This is a genomic window from Endozoicomonas sp. SESOKO4 (assembly GCF_024606275.1).
In genome coordinates, this window is the sequence record NZ_JAHHPS010000620.1 from 1 (window position 1) to 16,998 (window position 16,998).

9 protein-coding genes are annotated in these 16,998 nt (G+C 48.8%); all 9 read right to left on the reverse strand.

Features of this window, described 5'->3' with window-relative positions; translation table 11 throughout:
- On the reverse strand, positions 1–321 hold a 321-nt coding region (locus KDK16_RS12055), incomplete at its 3' end, for a hypothetical protein (RefSeq protein WP_257276307.1).
- A gap of 440 nt (positions 322–761) precedes the next feature.
- Positions 762–2,792, reverse strand: coding sequence for a hypothetical protein (locus tag KDK16_RS12060; RefSeq protein WP_257276308.1), 2,031 nt, complete (start codon positions 2,790–2,792; stop codon positions 762–764).
- A 170-nt stretch (positions 2,793–2,962) separates the two neighbouring features.
- Complete coding sequence (locus tag KDK16_RS12065) at positions 2,963–5,137, reverse strand: hypothetical protein (RefSeq protein ID WP_257276309.1); 2,175 nt, start codon at positions 5,135–5,137, stop codon at positions 2,963–2,965.
- Between the two features lie 130 nt (positions 5,138–5,267).
- Positions 5,268–7,331, reverse strand: a complete 2,064-nt coding sequence (locus tag KDK16_RS12070) for a hypothetical protein (RefSeq protein ID WP_257276310.1) — start codon at positions 7,329–7,331, stop codon at positions 5,268–5,270.
- Between the two features lie 108 nt (positions 7,332–7,439).
- A complete protein-coding gene (locus tag KDK16_RS12075; RefSeq protein WP_257276311.1) occupies positions 7,440–9,401 on the reverse strand; it encodes a hypothetical protein in 1,962 nt (653 codons plus the stop codon).
- 133 nt (positions 9,402–9,534) lie between these two features.
- On the reverse strand, positions 9,535–11,037 hold the full coding sequence (locus tag KDK16_RS12080; RefSeq protein ID WP_257276312.1) for a hypothetical protein: 1,503 nt from the start codon (positions 11,035–11,037) through the stop codon (positions 9,535–9,537).
- A gap of 454 nt (positions 11,038–11,491) precedes the next feature.
- Entirely contained in the window at positions 11,492–13,630 is a 2,139-nt protein-coding gene (locus tag KDK16_RS12085; RefSeq protein WP_257276313.1) for a hypothetical protein, read from the reverse strand.
- A gap of 219 nt (positions 13,631–13,849) precedes the next feature.
- Positions 13,850–15,688 carry a hypothetical protein gene (locus KDK16_RS12090; RefSeq protein ID WP_257276314.1) on the reverse strand — a complete coding sequence of 613 codons (1,839 nt, stop codon included), beginning with the start codon at positions 15,686–15,688 and terminating at the stop codon, positions 13,850–13,852.
- Between the two features lie 138 nt (positions 15,689–15,826).
- A partial coding sequence (locus KDK16_RS12095; protein ID WP_257276315.1) for a hypothetical protein occupies positions 15,827–16,998 on the reverse strand: 1,172 nt, incomplete at its 5' end.

A 16,998-nucleotide genomic window follows, 5' to 3' on the forward strand; every position in this document is an offset into this window, starting at 1 on the left:
ATGCCGGGTACTTGTGAAGAAAGTGCTTGTATGTTGGGTTGTTGCTCCTGAAACTTGGTCGCTGAATGATTCTGACAGTGGGTGTGGTTGTTTGTTAAGTCCAGAGTCAGGCACAACAATGATGGTGGCAAACGCTTGCTCCCCCTGTGTCAGCATAGATCGTGCTTTTTGTTGTGCGTTCGGGTTAAACGACGATAAACTGATGTTCCAATAGTTTTTCAAAAGCCAGCCAACTGCAATAACTACTTCTACAGGTGGCCATGAATAAGGGATGGAGCTTAGCGGGGTGTCCTTTGTGTTCAGAATAAGTTCGTAGCCCATTAGCAGATCAGTGGCGTAAAGCCATTGCCAGTAAACCGATTCAATAATGGTCGTTTTTACCCGGTAACCGCCGGGTCTCTGTCGTTTTTTATCAGGCGATGAATATGATTCTGAATAGCCGTTTGTATTGGCAATACCTGACGGGGGATGGCAGTGTACGCTGGTCCTTTTTTATAGAAAAACTCTGGTTTGAAAATCCTGTATTATTTTCAAGCTCGACAATAAAACGCTCTGCGAACAGTTCGGCCTTACAGACGACAGACAACAATATTATTAGCAGTGCTGTATGGAGTGAGTGTCTAATAATTCTATCCTTGTATTCCAGTGGGTAGAGAGGAAGGATAGATCAAGCAAATAAGGCTGCTAGCAAAGACCTTTTCTTAAAAGCAAAAGTGTCACCGGTAAAAAACATCGTTGAAGCCATGTACCGGATCCGCCCGTTACTTAGTTACTTTGCTTTCTTTAGGGCTGGGGCCATAATCCTGGTACGTACTATCAGGCCTGCGTTTTCGATCTCTTTGTTTATGATCTGACAGGGTTTGAGTGCTCTTGCAGACTGTCCCGCGTGGCTGTAGCTGGGCATTCTCTCTGATCACTGTCACTTCACAGGTTTTTCGCCTGCTGTGAGCTTTGCTTTTGTGCAACGACAGGGCCTGAGAACTCTTGCAGAGAGCCCCGCACGGCCGCGGCTGGTCATCATCCCCGACTATTTCTGCGTCACAGGTTTTTTGCCCGCTGTGGCAGTTTCTTTTGTGATCCAGCAGGGCTTTAGCACTCTTGCAGACCTTCCCGCAGGTTAGCAGCTGATGATCCTTTGTGGTCGTGATTATGTCACAGGTTTTTTGTCCGCTGTGGACTTTGTGTTTGTGATGTGAAAGGGCCAGAGAACTTTTGCAAACTTTCCCGCACGGCTGCTGTAGGCCATTTTTCCCGAAGACTGTTCTGTCACAGGTTTGTTGCCCGCTGTGTACGCCTCTTTTGTGGGTCGACAGAGATTGAACATTCTTGCAGATCATCCCGCATGGCTGTGGCTGGCCATTCTTTCCGATCACCGTCACTTCACAGGTTTTTTGCTCTGAGTGGTATCTGTATTTGTGATTGCACAGAGCTTGAACATTCTTACAGACTGTCCCGCATGATCGCGGCTGGCCATCCTTCCCAATCACGATTTTTTCACAGGTTTTTTGCTCTGTTTGGTGTTTCTTTTTGTGATTCCACAGAGCTTGAGCATTCTTACAGACTGTCCCGCATAACCGCGACTGACCTTCCCCTTCGACCAGGGTGACGCCACAGACTTTTTGCCCGGTGTGATAGCTGCTTTTATGGACCGACAGGCTCTGAGCATTCTTGTAGACCTTTCCGCACGGCCGCTGCTGACCATCCCTCCCGACCAGGGTCACATCACAGGTTTGTGGTCCAATGTGGGCTTTGCTTTTCTGATCCGACGGGGCTTGTAGGTTATAGGCAGCCCCTCCGGAAGAAAGGCGGCCTGAAGGAGAAGTTCCGATTGGGTGTCTGGGATGTGCAAGTGTACAGGAAGTCCCGTTTTCTTCTGGAAGAATATGATTGCTCAGACTGAGTAACCCGACGATTATAATTGAGTCATCAGCGGTAATGTGAGAATTCCCTTGCATTGTCACATCATCATTCAGTGATCCCACAGGGCCAGTTGGACAGGCAGCTTCTGCACTTATTAAGAGAGTAGGCTTGTCTGTCGAATTTGCTACGGGATTCAGCGGCCATGCACTGGCTCCTCTGTTCCCGGATGATGGCCGGAAACTGCAAACTCCATGACAGGGGAAGATGAAACAATTGAAACCTAAAGTATGTTGAGTTTGCTGAGGGCCTCCGTTACCGCCAACAGAGCCAGAATAGCGGAGGCTGGTGAAAGAGCCCGCAAGGTGGCTGGTAGCTCCCGGAGCTTGCTTTCCAGATGATTCTGATAGCTGTTGTGGTTGCTGGTTATGGCTATAGTCAGGCACCATAGTGATGATGGCAAACGGATCAGCTCCCCGTGTCAGCATAGATGTTGGTTCTTGTGGTTCGATTGGGTTAAACGACGGTAAATCGAGGTTCCAATCACTGTTCAAAAGCCAGCCGATAGCAACAACTACTTCTATGGCCAGCCATGAATAAGGGGTGGCGCTCATAAAGGTGTTTTTGGTGGTCAGGATCAGTTCGTAACCCGTCAGCAGATGAGTGGCGTAAAGCCATTGCCATGGAATCGATGCAGTTAGAGTCATTTTTACCTCGTAACTGTTAAACCTTTGTTGTTTATCATCAGTCGCTAAATACAGTCCGGCGTAGTCGTTTGTTTCGATAGTGTCTGGCGGATTGACCGGCAATGTAATCAGGCTACGATTTATAGAAAAGTTCTGGTTTGGAAACACTGCATTGTGTTCAAACTCGATAATAAACCATTTTGTTGAGGAGTCAGCCTGACAGACGACAGACAACAATAATATCAGCAACAGCGGTGCCGCAAAGAGTGAGTGTCTAATAATTATAACCTTGCATACGGGTGGAGAGAGAGGAAGGATAGATCAAGAAAATAAGTATTTTTTCTGTCAAAGACACTTTGTTAAAAACCAAAGGTTGTACCGGGTGAAAACTCATCGAAGCCATGTACCGGATTAGCCCGTTACTCATGCAATTTGCATTTTTTAGAGCAGGGGCCCTGGTCCCTATTATCAGGCTTCCATTTTTGATGTCTTGTTTTATGACCCGACAGGGCTTGAGCACTCCTGCAGGCTGTCTCACATAGCTGTGGCCGAGCATCCTCACTGACCACTTTAACTTCACAGGTTTTTCGCCTTCTATGGGCTTTGCTTCTGTGCGATGACAGGGCCTGAGAATTCCTGCAGAGAGCCCCGCACGGCTGCGGCTGGCCATCATCCCCGACTATTGTTGCGTCACAGGTTTTTTGGCCGCTGTGGTGGGTTCTTTTGTGATCCGACAGGGCTTTAGCATTCTTGCAGACCTTCCCGCATTGCCGCTGTAGGCCATCCTTCCCGACGACTGGTGTTTCACAGGTTTTTTTCCCGCTGTGTACGCTTCTTCTGTGAGTCGACATGAATTGAGCATTCTTGCAGATCATCCCGCATGGCCGCGGTTTGCCATCCTTTCCGACTAATGTCAGGTTGCAGGTTTGTTGCCCGCTGTGGTCTCTTCTCTTGTGATAGAATAGGTTTTGATTATTCTTGCAGACCTTGCCGCATGGCCGCGGCTGGCCATCCTCTCCAACCACTGTCATTTCACAGGTTTTTTGCTTGCTGTGTACGCTGCTTCTGTGACTCCGCAGAGATCCGGCATTCTTGCAGACCACCTCGCATGGCCGTGGCTGACCATCCTTCCCAATCACAGTCACTTCACAGGTTTGTTGCCCTGTGTGTTGTCTGTTTTTGTGATTCCACAGAGTTATAGTATTTTTGCAGACTTTCCTGCATGGCCGCAGCTGACCATCCTCTCCGACCACGATCACATCGCAGGTTTTTTGCTCTGTGTTGTGTTTCTTTTTGTGATATAACAGAGCTTGAGCATTCTTGCAGACGGTCCCGCATGGCCGCGGTTGGCCATCCCTTCCGACCACAGTGAAACTACAGGTTTTTTGCCCGGTGTGGTAGTTGCTTTTGTGAACCGACAGGGCTTTGGCATTCTTGGAGACCGTCTTGCATGGCTGCGGCTGGCCATCTCTTCCGACCATTATCATGTCACAGGCTTGCGGCTCGATGTGGCCTCTTTCTTTTTGACCCGACAGGGTTTGATGGCAATGGGTAGCGCCTCCGGAAGAAAGACGACACGAAGGTGAAGTCCCCATTGGACCTGTGGAAAGAGTAGGCGTAAAGGAAGGCCCGTTTTCTTCTGGACGACTATGATTGCCCAGACTGATTAACCTGGCGACTGTCATTGAGTCATTATCGGTGACAGGCAAATTCCCGTGCATTGTCACATCATCACTGAGTGACCCGGCAGGGGCAGTTGAACAGGCGCCTTCTGTAGTTATTAATTGTGAAGGGTTGCCTGTCGAATTTGCTTCGCAATTCAGCGGCCACTGAGTGGGTTCATCCGATAATGGCCGGAACATGCAAACGCCAAAACAGGGGAAGACGAAACAATTTAAACCGAAAGTATGCAGAAGTTGTTGAGAGCCTCCGTTTCCGCCGCCAGAGCCCGAAAACAGGAAGCTGATGAAAGAGTCTATAAGATGGCTGTTGGCTCCCGGGGCTTGCTGGCCCAATGATTCTGCCAGCTGCTGTGGTTGTTGGTTCTGACCAGAGCCAAACATCATAGTGATGGTGGCAAACGGGTGGTCCTCCCGTGTCCGCATAGCTGTTACTTCTTGTTGTTCAATCGGGTTAAACGAAGTTGAATCGGGGTTCAAAGAGCTTTTCAAGAGCCAGCCGACGATAACAACGAAGACTTCTACAGGTAAACATGAGTAAGGGTGGGAGCTCAGAAGGGAGTTGGTGGTCTGGATCAGTTCGTAACCGACCAACAGATGAGTGGCGTAAATCCATTGCCATGAAATTGATTCAATAAGAGTCGTTTTTACCCGGTAACTGTTAAATCTGTGTCGTCTGTCATCAGGCGTTAAATCCAGTCTTGTATAGTCCTTTGTGTCAGTGATGTCTGACGGGTTGCCGAATAATGTACTCAGGCCATGCTTTATAGAAAAGCTGTGGTTTGGAAATGCTGCATTGTGTTCAAACGTGGCAATAAACCGTTCTGCCAAGGGTTCGGCCTGACAGGCGACAGACAACAACAATACCAGAAACAGCAGTGCCGTTAAGAATGAGTGTCTAATAATTCTATCCATTTGTTCCAGTGGCCAGAGGGATAGGATAGATCAAGAAAATAAACGTGTTTTCCTTTCTAAGATCCTTTGCTGGAAACTAAAGGTTGTACTGGGCAAAAACTTGTGAAAGGTCAGTTGCCAGACCAGATCTTCACATCTTCACTTTACCCTCCTGAGAACTCGGTGCATTGTCCTGGCTTACATCAAAAGGCTTGCGTTTTCGGTGCATTCTTTTGTGCTCAGACAGAACTTTAGCACTCTTGCAGACTTTACCGCACGGGTATTGAACCCCATCAGGCCCGACCAATGTTACGTCGCAGGTTTTTTGCCCGGAGTGAAGTCTCCTTTTGTGATCCGACAGGGCTTGAATACTCCTGCAGTCCACCCCACATGACTGCTGCTGGCCAAGCTTCCCGACCACAGTTTCATCGCAGGTTTTTTGCCCGGAGTGATGTCTCCTTCTATGATCCGACAGGGCTTGAGCACTCTTGCAGACTGCACCGCATGAACGCTGCTGACCATCCGCTCCAAACACAGTTTTGTCACAGGTTTTTTGCCCTGAGTGGAGTTTTCTTTTGTGATCCAACAAAGTTCTCAGATTATTGCAGACGTTCCCGCATGATCGCTGATGGCCATCTTTTGTGATCACGGTTGCGTCACAGATCTGTTGCCCGCTGTGCTCTCTTCTTTTGTGATCCGCCAGATCGCGAGCAGTTCTGTAGGTCCTCCCGCATAGCCGTCGCTGACCATCCTCCCCGACTAAAGCCACTTCGCAGGTTTTGTGCCTGCAGTGGGCTTTCATTTTGTGATACGAAAGAGATTGGGCATTCCTGCAGACCTTTCCACATAGCCGCTGTTGGCCATCCGCTCCGACTAAAGTCACGCCACAGGTTTTTCGTCCGCTGTGGATGTTGCTTTTGTGAGAAGAGAGGACCCGAGCATTCTTGCAGACGGTCCCACATGGTCGCTGCCGACCATCCTTCCCAACCACGGTCACGTGACAGATTTGTTGCCCGGAGTAGTCTCTGCTTCTGTGATTCAACAGGACTTTAGCATTCTTGCGGACTGTCCCACATGGGCGCTGCTGGCCACCCTCCTCAACCACTGTTACTTCCCAGTTTGTTTGCCCATTGTGGTCTGAGGTCTGGACTGCGCCTGTCTGGAAAAGGTGGGGTTGGCCCCGACTAAATTGGGTTGATTCAGTATTTATTTGTTGTGTTTTTGGATGGATAAGCGTAAAGAAAAACTGGTCATTTTCGAGAAGACTCTGTAGGCCGGGTGACTCATCATTGACTACAAAATCATTAGTATTGAAAGACAAATTGCCGAGTATGGTCAAATTATTATTGAATGGCCCGCTATCTAAGGTTTTATGGACGATGCCTGCACTCATCGAGTCTGAGGCGACCTCGCTTATGGAGTTTTCATCAATGTCATGAGCCTGTGGCTCACATTGTTCATCAGAATTCGATGCTCTGCTATCGGATGATGGTCGGAAATTACAAACGCCACGACAGCTATGGACGAAACAATTTAAGCCTAAAGTGTGTGAGTGTTGTTGGGGATCTTTTCTGTTACCGTCGTCAGATTCAGAATACAAGAGGTGAGTGAAAGGGCCTGTAAAGTGGACAGTTGCTATTGGGGTATGCTGCGCTGATGATTCTGATGGCTGACTTTGTTGTTGGTCTTGTTCAGAGCCATACATCATAGTGGTGATCGCAAACGGGTGATTCTGGTTCGTCTCTTGTTCAATTGGGTTAAACAGTGGTGAATCGTGGTTCCAATAGCTTTGAAAAAGCCAGACGACAACGACAAGCAATTCTTCAGGTAGCGATGAATAAGAGGTGAAGCTCTGAGGGGCGTCTTTGTTGGTCAGGATCACTTCGTAGGCAATCAGCAGATAACTGGCGTAAAGCCATTGCCAGGAAATCGAATCAATAAGGGATCTTCTTATCCTGTAACTGAAAGTTCGGTGCCGGTTGTTATCAAGCGTCGAACCTGATCCTGAATAGTCGTTTTTGTTGGCAATATCTGACTGGCTGTCTGGCAGTGTGTTCTGGGCATGTTTTACAAAAAATCCCTGATTTGAAAAAACTGCCTTCTGTTCTACGTCGACAATAAAATATTCTGTCAATACTTTGGCTTGACAGAAGGCAGACGATAACAGTGTCAGCAGTAATGCCGAAAAGAGAGAGTGCTTAATAACTCTATCCACCCTGGTCCACATCATAAGACTTGCGTTTTGGATACATTCTTTTGTGGTCCGAAAAGGTTTTAGCATTGTTGCAGATCTTTCAGCATAGTCGCGGTCAATATTCAGCTCCTAATCAACAGTTTTGCGTTTTAGATGTACTCTTTTGTGATTCATGAGGGCTTTAGCACTGCTGCAGACCTTTCCACATAGCCGCTGCTGGTCATCCGCTCCGACCACTGTTTCATTACAGGTTTGCTGCCCGGTGTGGCATCTGCTTTTGTGGTCGTAAAGGGCTCGATTATTCTTGCAGACCTTGCAGCATAGCCACCGCTGACCATCCTCCCCGACTACCGTTTCGTGACAGGTTCTTTGCCCGCTGTGGTATCTGCTTTTGTGAGTTGTCAGTGCTTTGGCATTTTTGCTTATCTTCCCACATGGCCTCTGCTGACCATCCTCCCCTGTCACTGCCACGTGACAGGTTTTGTGTCCGGTGTGGTAACCGCTTTTGTGGTTGGACAGGGTTATGTGCTTTCCCCAGACCCTTCCGCATGGCCGCGGTTGGCCATCTTCTCCAACCACTGTTACGTCACAGTTTTTTTGCTCACTATGCCCATTTCCTCTGTGAAGCCGCAGGGCTTGAACATTTTTGCAGATCTTTCCGCATAGCCGTTGCTGACCATCCTCCCGTTGCACCATCACGTCACAGACTCTTTGCCCGCTGTGATATCTGTTTTTGTGAGTAGAGAGAGCTTGCAGATTTTTGCTGAGTGTCCCACATGGTCTCTGGTGGCCATCCTCCCAGACCACCATCACATCACAGATCTTTTGCCCGGTATGGGCAATTCTTTTGTGATCCGACAGGGCTTTGGCATGCTTGCAGACCTTTCCGCATGGCTGTTGCTGACCATCCTCCCGCTCCACCATCAGGTAACAGGTTTGTTGCCCGGTGTGGTATTTGCTTTTGTGAACTGACAGAGCTTTGGCACTATTGCAGATCCTCCCGCATGGGCACAGCTGGCTGTCCTCTCCGGATACTGTCGCGTCACAGGCTGATTGCCCGGCAGCGTCAGTTGTAAAGCTTGTCTCTGCTCTCAATGAATCTAAGGTGAGTTCATCTCCAGGATCACTGTTATTGGCTGGGGGGGCATCAATGCTATGCGGCTGTTGCTGCTGCGGTTGAGATTGAAATAGTTGACCAAAATCGTATTGACGTTCAATGGCAGGGATATCTTGCCATATGTCTAAAGGCGCGGTTTGCTGCTGACGTGTACCGATTACAGAACCAAAATGACTCATGCAGCTAAAGCAGTATCCATTGGCCAAATGGGCGCATGGGCTTTGTCCGGCGTTCGGCGGACGATCGGCGGGCTCTCCGCTATCGGATGATGGTCGAAAAATACAAACGTCATGACAGGGATGGACGAAACAATTTAAACCCAAAGTATGTGAGTGTTGTTGAGAACCTCCGTTACCACCGTCATAATCAGTAGTATTCAGGGGGCTGATGAAAGAGCCTGTAAGGCGGGTGGTTGCCCCTGAGGTTTCCTGACTGGATGATCCCGGTGGTTGGTTTTGTGGTTTGCTATGTCCTGAGGCCAACATCATTGTGATGGTGGCAAACAAGTGATTTCCCTGTTTCAGTAAAGATGTTGCCTCTTGTTGTTTGATCAGGTTAAACGACGGCAAATCGGAGTTCCAATAGTTTTTTAAAAGCCAGCCGAGGACAACAACCACTTCTGCAGGTAACCATGAATAAGGGGTGGAATTTGAAGGAAGGTTTTCGGTGGTCAGGATCGGTCCGTAACCCACCAACAGATGAGTGGCATAAAGCCATAGCCAGAAATTCGATTCAATAAGGGTTGTTTTTGCCCCGTAAACTGATTTGTCATCAGGCGATGAATCTGATTCTTCATAACCGTCCTTGTTGGTAATATCTGCTGGGCTGTCTGGCAGCGTTTGCCGGTCACGCTTTACAGAAAAGATCTGGTCTGGAGAACCTGCTTTCTGCTCAAACTCGACAACAAAGCGTCTCGTCAGCGGTTGAGCCTGACAGGTTGAAAACGACAATTGTAGTAAAAATAGCAGTACCACAAAGAATGAGTGTTTAATAATTCTATCGCTGCATTCTGGTTAACAGAGAGGAAGGATAGATCAAGAAAAGGAGTCTGTTTTTCTATCAAAAACCTTTTGTTAAAAACCAAAGTCAGCACTGCGAAAAACCTTATTAAAGGGAGGGTGTCAAATCAAGGGTTGGGGGCAAGATCAACAGGTTTGCGTTTTCGATGTCTTCTTTTGTGATCCAGAAGGGCTCTGGCATTTTTGCAGACCTTTGTGCATTGCCGCTGCTGGCCGTCTTCCCCGACCACTGTTTCGCCAAAGGCTTTTGCCCGGTGTGGTGTTTTTTTTTGTGATTTGCCATTAGTACAGCATTCTTAAAGACCATTCCACATTTTTGCTGACCATCCTTCCCTACCGCGAGCAGGTTACAGATTTTTTGCCCGGTGTGGTATCTGCTTTTGTGATCCGTCAGGGCCAGGGCACTTCTGCAGACATTGCCGCATGGCCGCTGCTGGCCATCCTTCCCGACCACTGTTGCGTCGCAGATTTTTTGTCCGGTGTGGCATCTTCTTTTGTGATCCGAGAGGGCTTTAATACTGTTGAAGAGCCTTCCACATGGCCGTTGCTGACCGTTCTTCATGTCCGCCGTCTCGCCACAGGTTTGTTGCCCGGTGCTGTCTGTTCTTTTGCGGTTCGGTAGGGCTTGTTGGCAATCAGGTGAAGTCCCCATTGGATATGTGGAATCGGTCAGCGAACAGGAAACCCTGTTTTTTTCAGGAAGTGTATTATTACTCAGACTGAGTAACCCGTGGATTATAATCGAGTCATTAGCGGCGACAAGCAAACTCCATTGCCTTGGCTTACTGAGTGGCTCGACAGGGTCAGTTATACAGACTGCTTTTGCACTCATTAACTGTGAAGATTTGTCTGTCGAACTTTCTTCAGCATTTAGCGGCCAATTATTGGACCTTCTGTCATCGGATGATGGTCGGTAACTGCAAATGCCATGACAGGGATGGAGGAAACAATTTAATCCCAAAGTATGAGAGTGTTCTTGAGGATTTCCGTTACCGCCATCATAGTCAGTAGTATTCAGTGGGTGGGTAAAAGAGCCAGGCAGTTGAGTGGTTGCTCCTGAAGTTATCTGACAGGATGATTCTATTTGCTGACCTTGTGGTGGGTTATGTCCAGAACCCGGCATCATAGTCATGGTGGCAGAGGGTTGATCCTGACTGGTCTCTTTTTGTTTGATCGGGTTAAAAAACGGTGATGCCGGGTTCCAATAGTTTTTTAAAAGCCAGCCGACAGCGACAAACACTTCTTCAGGTAGCCATGAATAAGGAGCTGAGTTTGGAGAGATGTTTTTGGTAGTCAGTATCAGTTCGTAACCCACTAACAGGTGTGTGGCATGAAGCCATCGCCATGAAATCGACTCAATAAGTGTCGTTTTTATCCAGCAGTCATTTTTGTTATAAGGTGTTGAATCCAGTACTGCATGGTCGTTTATGTCGGTCGTGTCTGACGGGCTGTCTGGCAATATATGTTGGCCACGCTTTATAGAAAAGCTCTGGTTGGGAGAACCTTTTTTCTGTTCAAACTCAACAACAAAATGTCTTGTCAACGTTTGAGCCTGACAGATGACAAACGACATCTGTAGCAGTATCAACATTACCATAAAGAGTGAGTGTTTAATGATTCTATCCTTGCGTTCACGTTTACAGAAAAGAAGGATAGATCAAGAAAAAAAATGTGTTTCCTACCAAAAAGCTCTTTGTAGGGGACAATTTCGTAACGAATCTTGATATAAAAGACACCATCCATTTAACGACCATTCTGGCAATATCATCAAGCTCCATGCCACTCCGGTCGAAGAAGCGCTTGAGACGTTAACGCGCGGAGTCGGTCTCGGTGCCCCATAGTTGGGGCAGTACGGGACAGGTTGACTGAACCCATCTGGATGAGACCAAAAATAACCAGCGTAATTAAGGTCAATACGGGATTGATGCCAGCCAAGAGGGGTTTTAAGGTGCTTTGTCTCGAAATTGTCCCCTACAGAGCAAGAAACTTTTGTTAAAAATCAAAGTCAGCGCCGGGAAACACCTCATGAAAGGGCTGGAGTCAGATCAAAGACCAGGGGCATCATTACGGTCCAGAGCAACAGGCTTGGGTTTTTGATGCACTTTTTTGTGATTCGACAGTGCTTGAACATTCTTGCAGACCTTCCCGCATGGCTGCTGCTGGCCATCTTCCCTGACCACTGTCACGTCACAAGCTTTCTGACTGCTGTGGAATTTGCTTTTGTGATCTGACAGACTTTTGGCATCCTTGCAAACCTTTACGCATGGTCGCAGCTTGCCATCCTCCCCAACCACTTTCCTGTCGCAGGCTTTTGGCCCGGTGTGGGTTTTTGATCTGTGATCTGCCAAGGCACGAGCATTCTGGCAGACTTTCCCGCATGCCCGTTGATGACCATCCTCTCCGACTACTGTCTTGTTGCAGGTTTTGCGCCCTGTGTGATACCTGCTTTTGTGAGACGCCAGAGCTTTTCTATTCTTACAGACCTTGCCGCATGGCCGCGGCTGGTCATCCTTACCGACCACGCTCATGACACAGGTTTGTTTTCCGCAGTGTTCTTTTCTTTTGTGATCACCGAGGGCTATAGTGCCCAGGCAGGCTTTCCCGCATGGCCGTTGCTGACCATCCTCCCCGAGCACGCTCACGGTACAGGTTGTTTGCCGGATGTGCGCTCTTCTCGTGTGATCCTTCAGGGCGCGAGCGTTTTTGCTGAACGTCCCGCATGGTCGCATCTGGCCATCCTTCCCGAGCATAATCACACCGCAGGTTTGTGGCCCGGTATGGTCTCTTTTTTTATGATCCCGCAAGGCGTAAACATTCCTGAGAACCTTCCCGCATGGTCGCAGCTGGCCATCCTCTCCGAACACTGTTTCGTCACAGGTTAGTGGTTTGCTATGGGCGTTTCTTTTGTGATCCCCCAGGGCTTGAGTATTTTTGCAGGTCTTCCGGCATGGCCACAACTGACCATCCTTCCCGGCAATGATCACATTGCAGGTTCTTGACCTGCCGCCGACATTTCGTTTGTGATGCGACAGTGTTCGTCGGCAAGGTGTCTTTGTTAATTCAGCAGTCTCGTGTGTTATCAGGGCTTGTGCTGTGTCTGCCCGGGAAAGATGAGATTGGGTCTGACCCAATTGGGATGATTCGGTGGTTGTTTGTCCTGTTTCTGAAGTCACCACTGGGGGAGTGGACTGGGGAAATGTAAAAGAAATCCCAATTTCTTCGAGAAGTTCAGGTAAATAGAACGACTCGGAAGTCTCCGTTGTACAGCCGTACGCCGTGCTCGATGAGTGCTGGGAATATGTGGTGTTTACAGGATCAACATAGCCTAAGCAACGAAGACAGCGTCCATTGGCCGAATGGGGGCATGAGCTTCGTCCGGGTGTTGTTTCTGTATGAACCGTCGAACTGTCTGCGGAATTAAGCGACCATTCAGTGAGCTGTCTACAGTCGGGTGAGAGTCGGAATCGACAAATACCATAACAGGGAAAGACGAAACAATTTAAGTCCAGGGTATGTAGAGGTTTTTGAGGGCCTCCGTTGCCGCCGCCTGAGTCAGAATAGAAGAGGCTAATGAAATAGCCTGCAGGTTCGGCGGCTCCCGGAGCTCGCTGCCCCGATGGTTCTAATGCCCGGGCTTGTGGTTGGTCTTGTCTATAGCCCGACATAGTAATGATTGTCGCAAACGAATGATCCCCCGGTGTCAGCACGGGTCTTGCCTCTTGTTGTTCCATCGGTTTAAACAGCGGTGAATCTGGGCTCCAATAGCTTCTTAAAAGCCAACCGACAGCAACAAACACTTCAACAGGAGTCCGTGAATAAAGGCTGGAGCTCAGAGCGGCGTTTTTGATCAGGATCGGTTCGCAACCGGCCAGTAGATGGGTTGTGTAGAACCATGGCCATGCAATCGACTTAATAATGGTTGTTTTTACTCCGCAGCCGCTCAGTCTGTGCGGTTGGTCGTCAGGCGGCGAATCTGATCCCGGATCGACGTTGGTGCCGTCAATGTCTGACTGATTGTCCGGCAACGTATACCGGTCACGCTTTATAGAAAAGCTCTGGTTTGGAGAATCTGTTTTCTGTTCAAACTCGACAACAAAATGTCTTGTCAACGATTGAGCCTTGTTGGTGACAGGCAACAGGATGAGCAGCAAAAGCAGTGTTGCAGAGAGTAAATGTTTAATCATTCTATCCTTGCGTTCTGGTTTACTGAGCAAGGATAGATCAAGAGAATAAGCGTGTTTTTCTGTTAAAGGCCTTATTATATAAAACCATTGAAGTGTTAATGCATTCGTTGGCGAACCCGGACAGCGTGATCACGAGTCATCTCGCGGATAGATGGATCTCTTTGGGCGCTCTTTTAGACGAGCAGTGCCTTTTTGTATTTCTATTCATGGGGTATTAGATCAATTGTTACTCACACTTTCTTTTTGGGGGCTGTGGTCACTGTCCTTATTCACACCACAAAGCTTGCGTTTTCGATGTATTTTTCTGTGATCCGTCAGGGCTCTGGAATTTTTGCAAACCTTTCCGCATGGCCACTGCTTGCCATCGACTCCGACCACTTTTACGTCACAGGTTTGTTGGCTGGTGTGGTTACTTCTTTTGTGATCCGACAGGGCTTGAGCATTCCTGTAGACTTTTCCGCATCGTCTCAACAGACCATCTTCCCCGAACACCGCCACTTTACAGACTTGTCGCTCGGTGTGGTCTTTTCTTTTGTGATCCGACAAGGCTCTGCTACTACTGCAGACCGTATCGCACGGGTGCATCACGCCATCCGCTCCGATTACTGTTTTGACGCAGATTTGTTGTCCGCTGTGCTCTCTTCTTTTGTGATCCGTCAGAGTGCCAGCATTCTTGCAGACCATTCCGCAAGGTCGCGGCTTACCATCCTTCCCGACCACGTTATCGACACAGGTTCGTTGTCCACTATGGATTCTACTTTTGTGAGATGACAAAGATAGAGCGTTCTTGAAGGTTATTCCACATAGCTGCCGCTGGCCATCCTTACCGACCATAGTAAACTGACAGATTAGTCGTCCGCTGTGGTCTTTCCTTCTGTGATCCGCCAGGGCTCCACTATTCTTGCAAGTCTTTCCGCATAGCCGGGTCTGACCTTTTTCCCCGACTACGATCAAGGTACAGGTTTTTTGCTTGCTGTTGCAGTTGCTTTTACAATCCAACAGGGTTTGTTGGCGATCTGTCGATCCGAACATAACATTCTTAGTGGCACCAGAGGCCTGTACCGGGGCTGTCTGGGAAAGATGAGGTTGGCTCTGACCGAATTGGGATGGCTCAGTGGTTGTTTGTGTTTCTGAAGTCCAAAATGGGTGTATAAGCGTGTCAGAATTAGAAGAGATCCCGTCCCCTTCCTGAAGATCAGGTAAATAGAGTGGCCCGGAAGTATCCATTGTAAAGGCGCCCACCGTGCTCAATGGGTCTTGGGAATATCTGGGGTATAAAGGATAAGCATGGCTTGAGTAAAGAAAACAGTCTCCATCGAACGGATGTGGGCGTGAGCCTTGTCCGGGTGTGACTCCTGTCGAACTTTCTGCGGAATTCAGCGACCATTTAGCGAGCTTTCTGCTACCGGATGACGGTCGGAATTGGCAGACGCCACGACAGGGGTGGACGAAACAATTTAAATCCAAAGTATGTGAGTGTTCCTGAGGGCCTCCGATGCCGCCGCCAGAGCCAGAATAAAGGAGGGCAGTGAAAGAGCCCGTAGGGTGAATGTTGGTTGCAGGGGCTTGCAGGCCGGATAATTCTGATGTTTGGTCTTTTTGTTGGTCATGCCCAGAGCCATGCACCATAGTGATGATGGCAAACGGTTTATCCTGACTCGTTTCTTGTTGTTCAATCGTGTTAAGAAATGATGAAATGGGCTTCCAATGGTTTTTTAAAAGCCACCCAACAGCGACAACCGCCTCTAAAGGAAACCATGAATAAGGGATGAGGCACAGGGGAGACTCTTTGGTGGTCAGGCTCAGTTCGTAACCAACCAGTAGATGAGTGGCATAAATTAATTGCCGCAAAATTGACTCAGTCAAGGTCGTTCTTACCCCATAACCGCCGGGTCTCTGTGATTTGACATCAGGGGGAGAGTCCGTTCCTGCATTGCCGCTTGTGTTGGTAATATCTGGTGGTGTGCCCGGAAAAGTAAGCCGACCACGTTTTATAGAAATGCTCTGGGATGAAGAATTTGCTTTCTGTTCAAACTCGACAATAAAATGTTCTGTCATTGGTTGGGCCTGACAGACGACAGCCAGGGTCAATAGCAGTGACAGTGCCGTTAAGAGTATATGTCTAATGATTCTGTCCTTGCATTCTGGTTTACAGAGAGGAAGGATAGACCATCTCATTAAAGAGCAGTTGTCAGATCAAGGGCTGAGGTCACGGTTATTGTTTTGATCAACAGGCTTGCGTTTTCGATGTATTCTTTTGTGATTCATCAGAGATAGAATGTTATTGCAGACCGCCCCGCACGGCCGTGACTGGCCATCTTGCCCGGTTACAATCTCGTCACAGGTTTGTTGATAGGTGTGGGCTTTTCTTTTGTGGTGATACAAGGCCTGGGCATGCTTGAATACTATCCCGCATAGCCGGTGCTGGCCATCTTTCCAAAGCACCTCCAGATTACAGGTTTGTTGTCCGGTGTGGTATCTGCTTTTGTGGGATGACAGCGCCTGGGCATGCTTTAAGACCTTCCCGCATGACCGCTGCTGACCGTCTTCATCGACCATGATCACGTTACAGGTTCGTTGGCCGCTGTGGGCGTTTCTTTTGTGACTCGCCAGAGTTTTAGCACTTCTGAGGACCATTCCGCATGGTCGCTGCTGGCCATCTTCACCGATCACGGGCGCGTAACAGGTTTGTTGCTCACTGTGGTTGGCTCGTTTGTGATCCGACAGAGCGCAGGTATTCAAACAGACCTTGCCGCATGGTCGTGGCTGGCCGTCTTCGCCGATCAATATCACCTGACAGATTTTTTTTCTGCTGTGGGCTCTGCTTTTGTGAGACGAGAGGGTTTTAGAATTCTTGCAGACCCTGCCGCATGGTCGCGGCTGCCCATCCTCCCCCATCTCTGTCACCATACAGGTTTGTGGCCCACTGTGATCTCTGCTTTTGTGATCCCACATAGTTTGAGCATTCTTGAAGACCCTCCCGCATGGGCGCTGCTGGCCGTCCTCCCAGACCACTGCCACGCAGGTCTTTTGCCCGCTGTGGAATCTGCTTTTATGGCATGACAGGGCTGGAGCATTCTTGAAGACTCTTCCGCATATTCGCTGCCGACCATCGTTGGTGACCACGGCCACGTCACAGGTTCGTTTCCTGGTGTCGCGGGCTGTTCTTCTTACACGAGCCGATAAGGTTACAGAACTCTTGCAGATCATGTCGGATGGCCGCAGCTGGCCATCTTCTGCGATCACTATCTGGTCACAGATGGTTTGCTCGACAGCTTCTGTGTTACGGTCCACCCTAAAGCCCACTGAGTCTGAGGCGACCCCGTCTGAGGCGACCCCGTCTGAGGAGACCCCGTCTGAGGAGACCC

What these genes read in the sequence shown, in the direction of transcription:
- KDK16_RS12090 (WP_257276314.1), bottom strand. Translation starts at nt 15,688, where the DNA reads ATGACAGAACATTTTATTGTCGAGTTTGAACAGAAAGCAAATTCTTCA.
- KDK16_RS12080 (WP_257276312.1), bottom strand. Translation starts at nt 11,037, where the DNA reads ATGTTGATACTGCTACAGATGTCGTTTGTCATCTGTCAGGCTCAAACG.
- KDK16_RS12085 (WP_257276313.1), bottom strand. Translation starts at nt 13,630, where the DNA reads ATGATTAAACATTTACTCTCTGCAACACTGCTTTTGCTGCTCATCCTG.
- KDK16_RS12065 (WP_257276309.1), bottom strand. Translation starts at nt 5,137, where the DNA reads ATGGATAGAATTATTAGACACTCATTCTTAACGGCACTGCTGTTTCTG.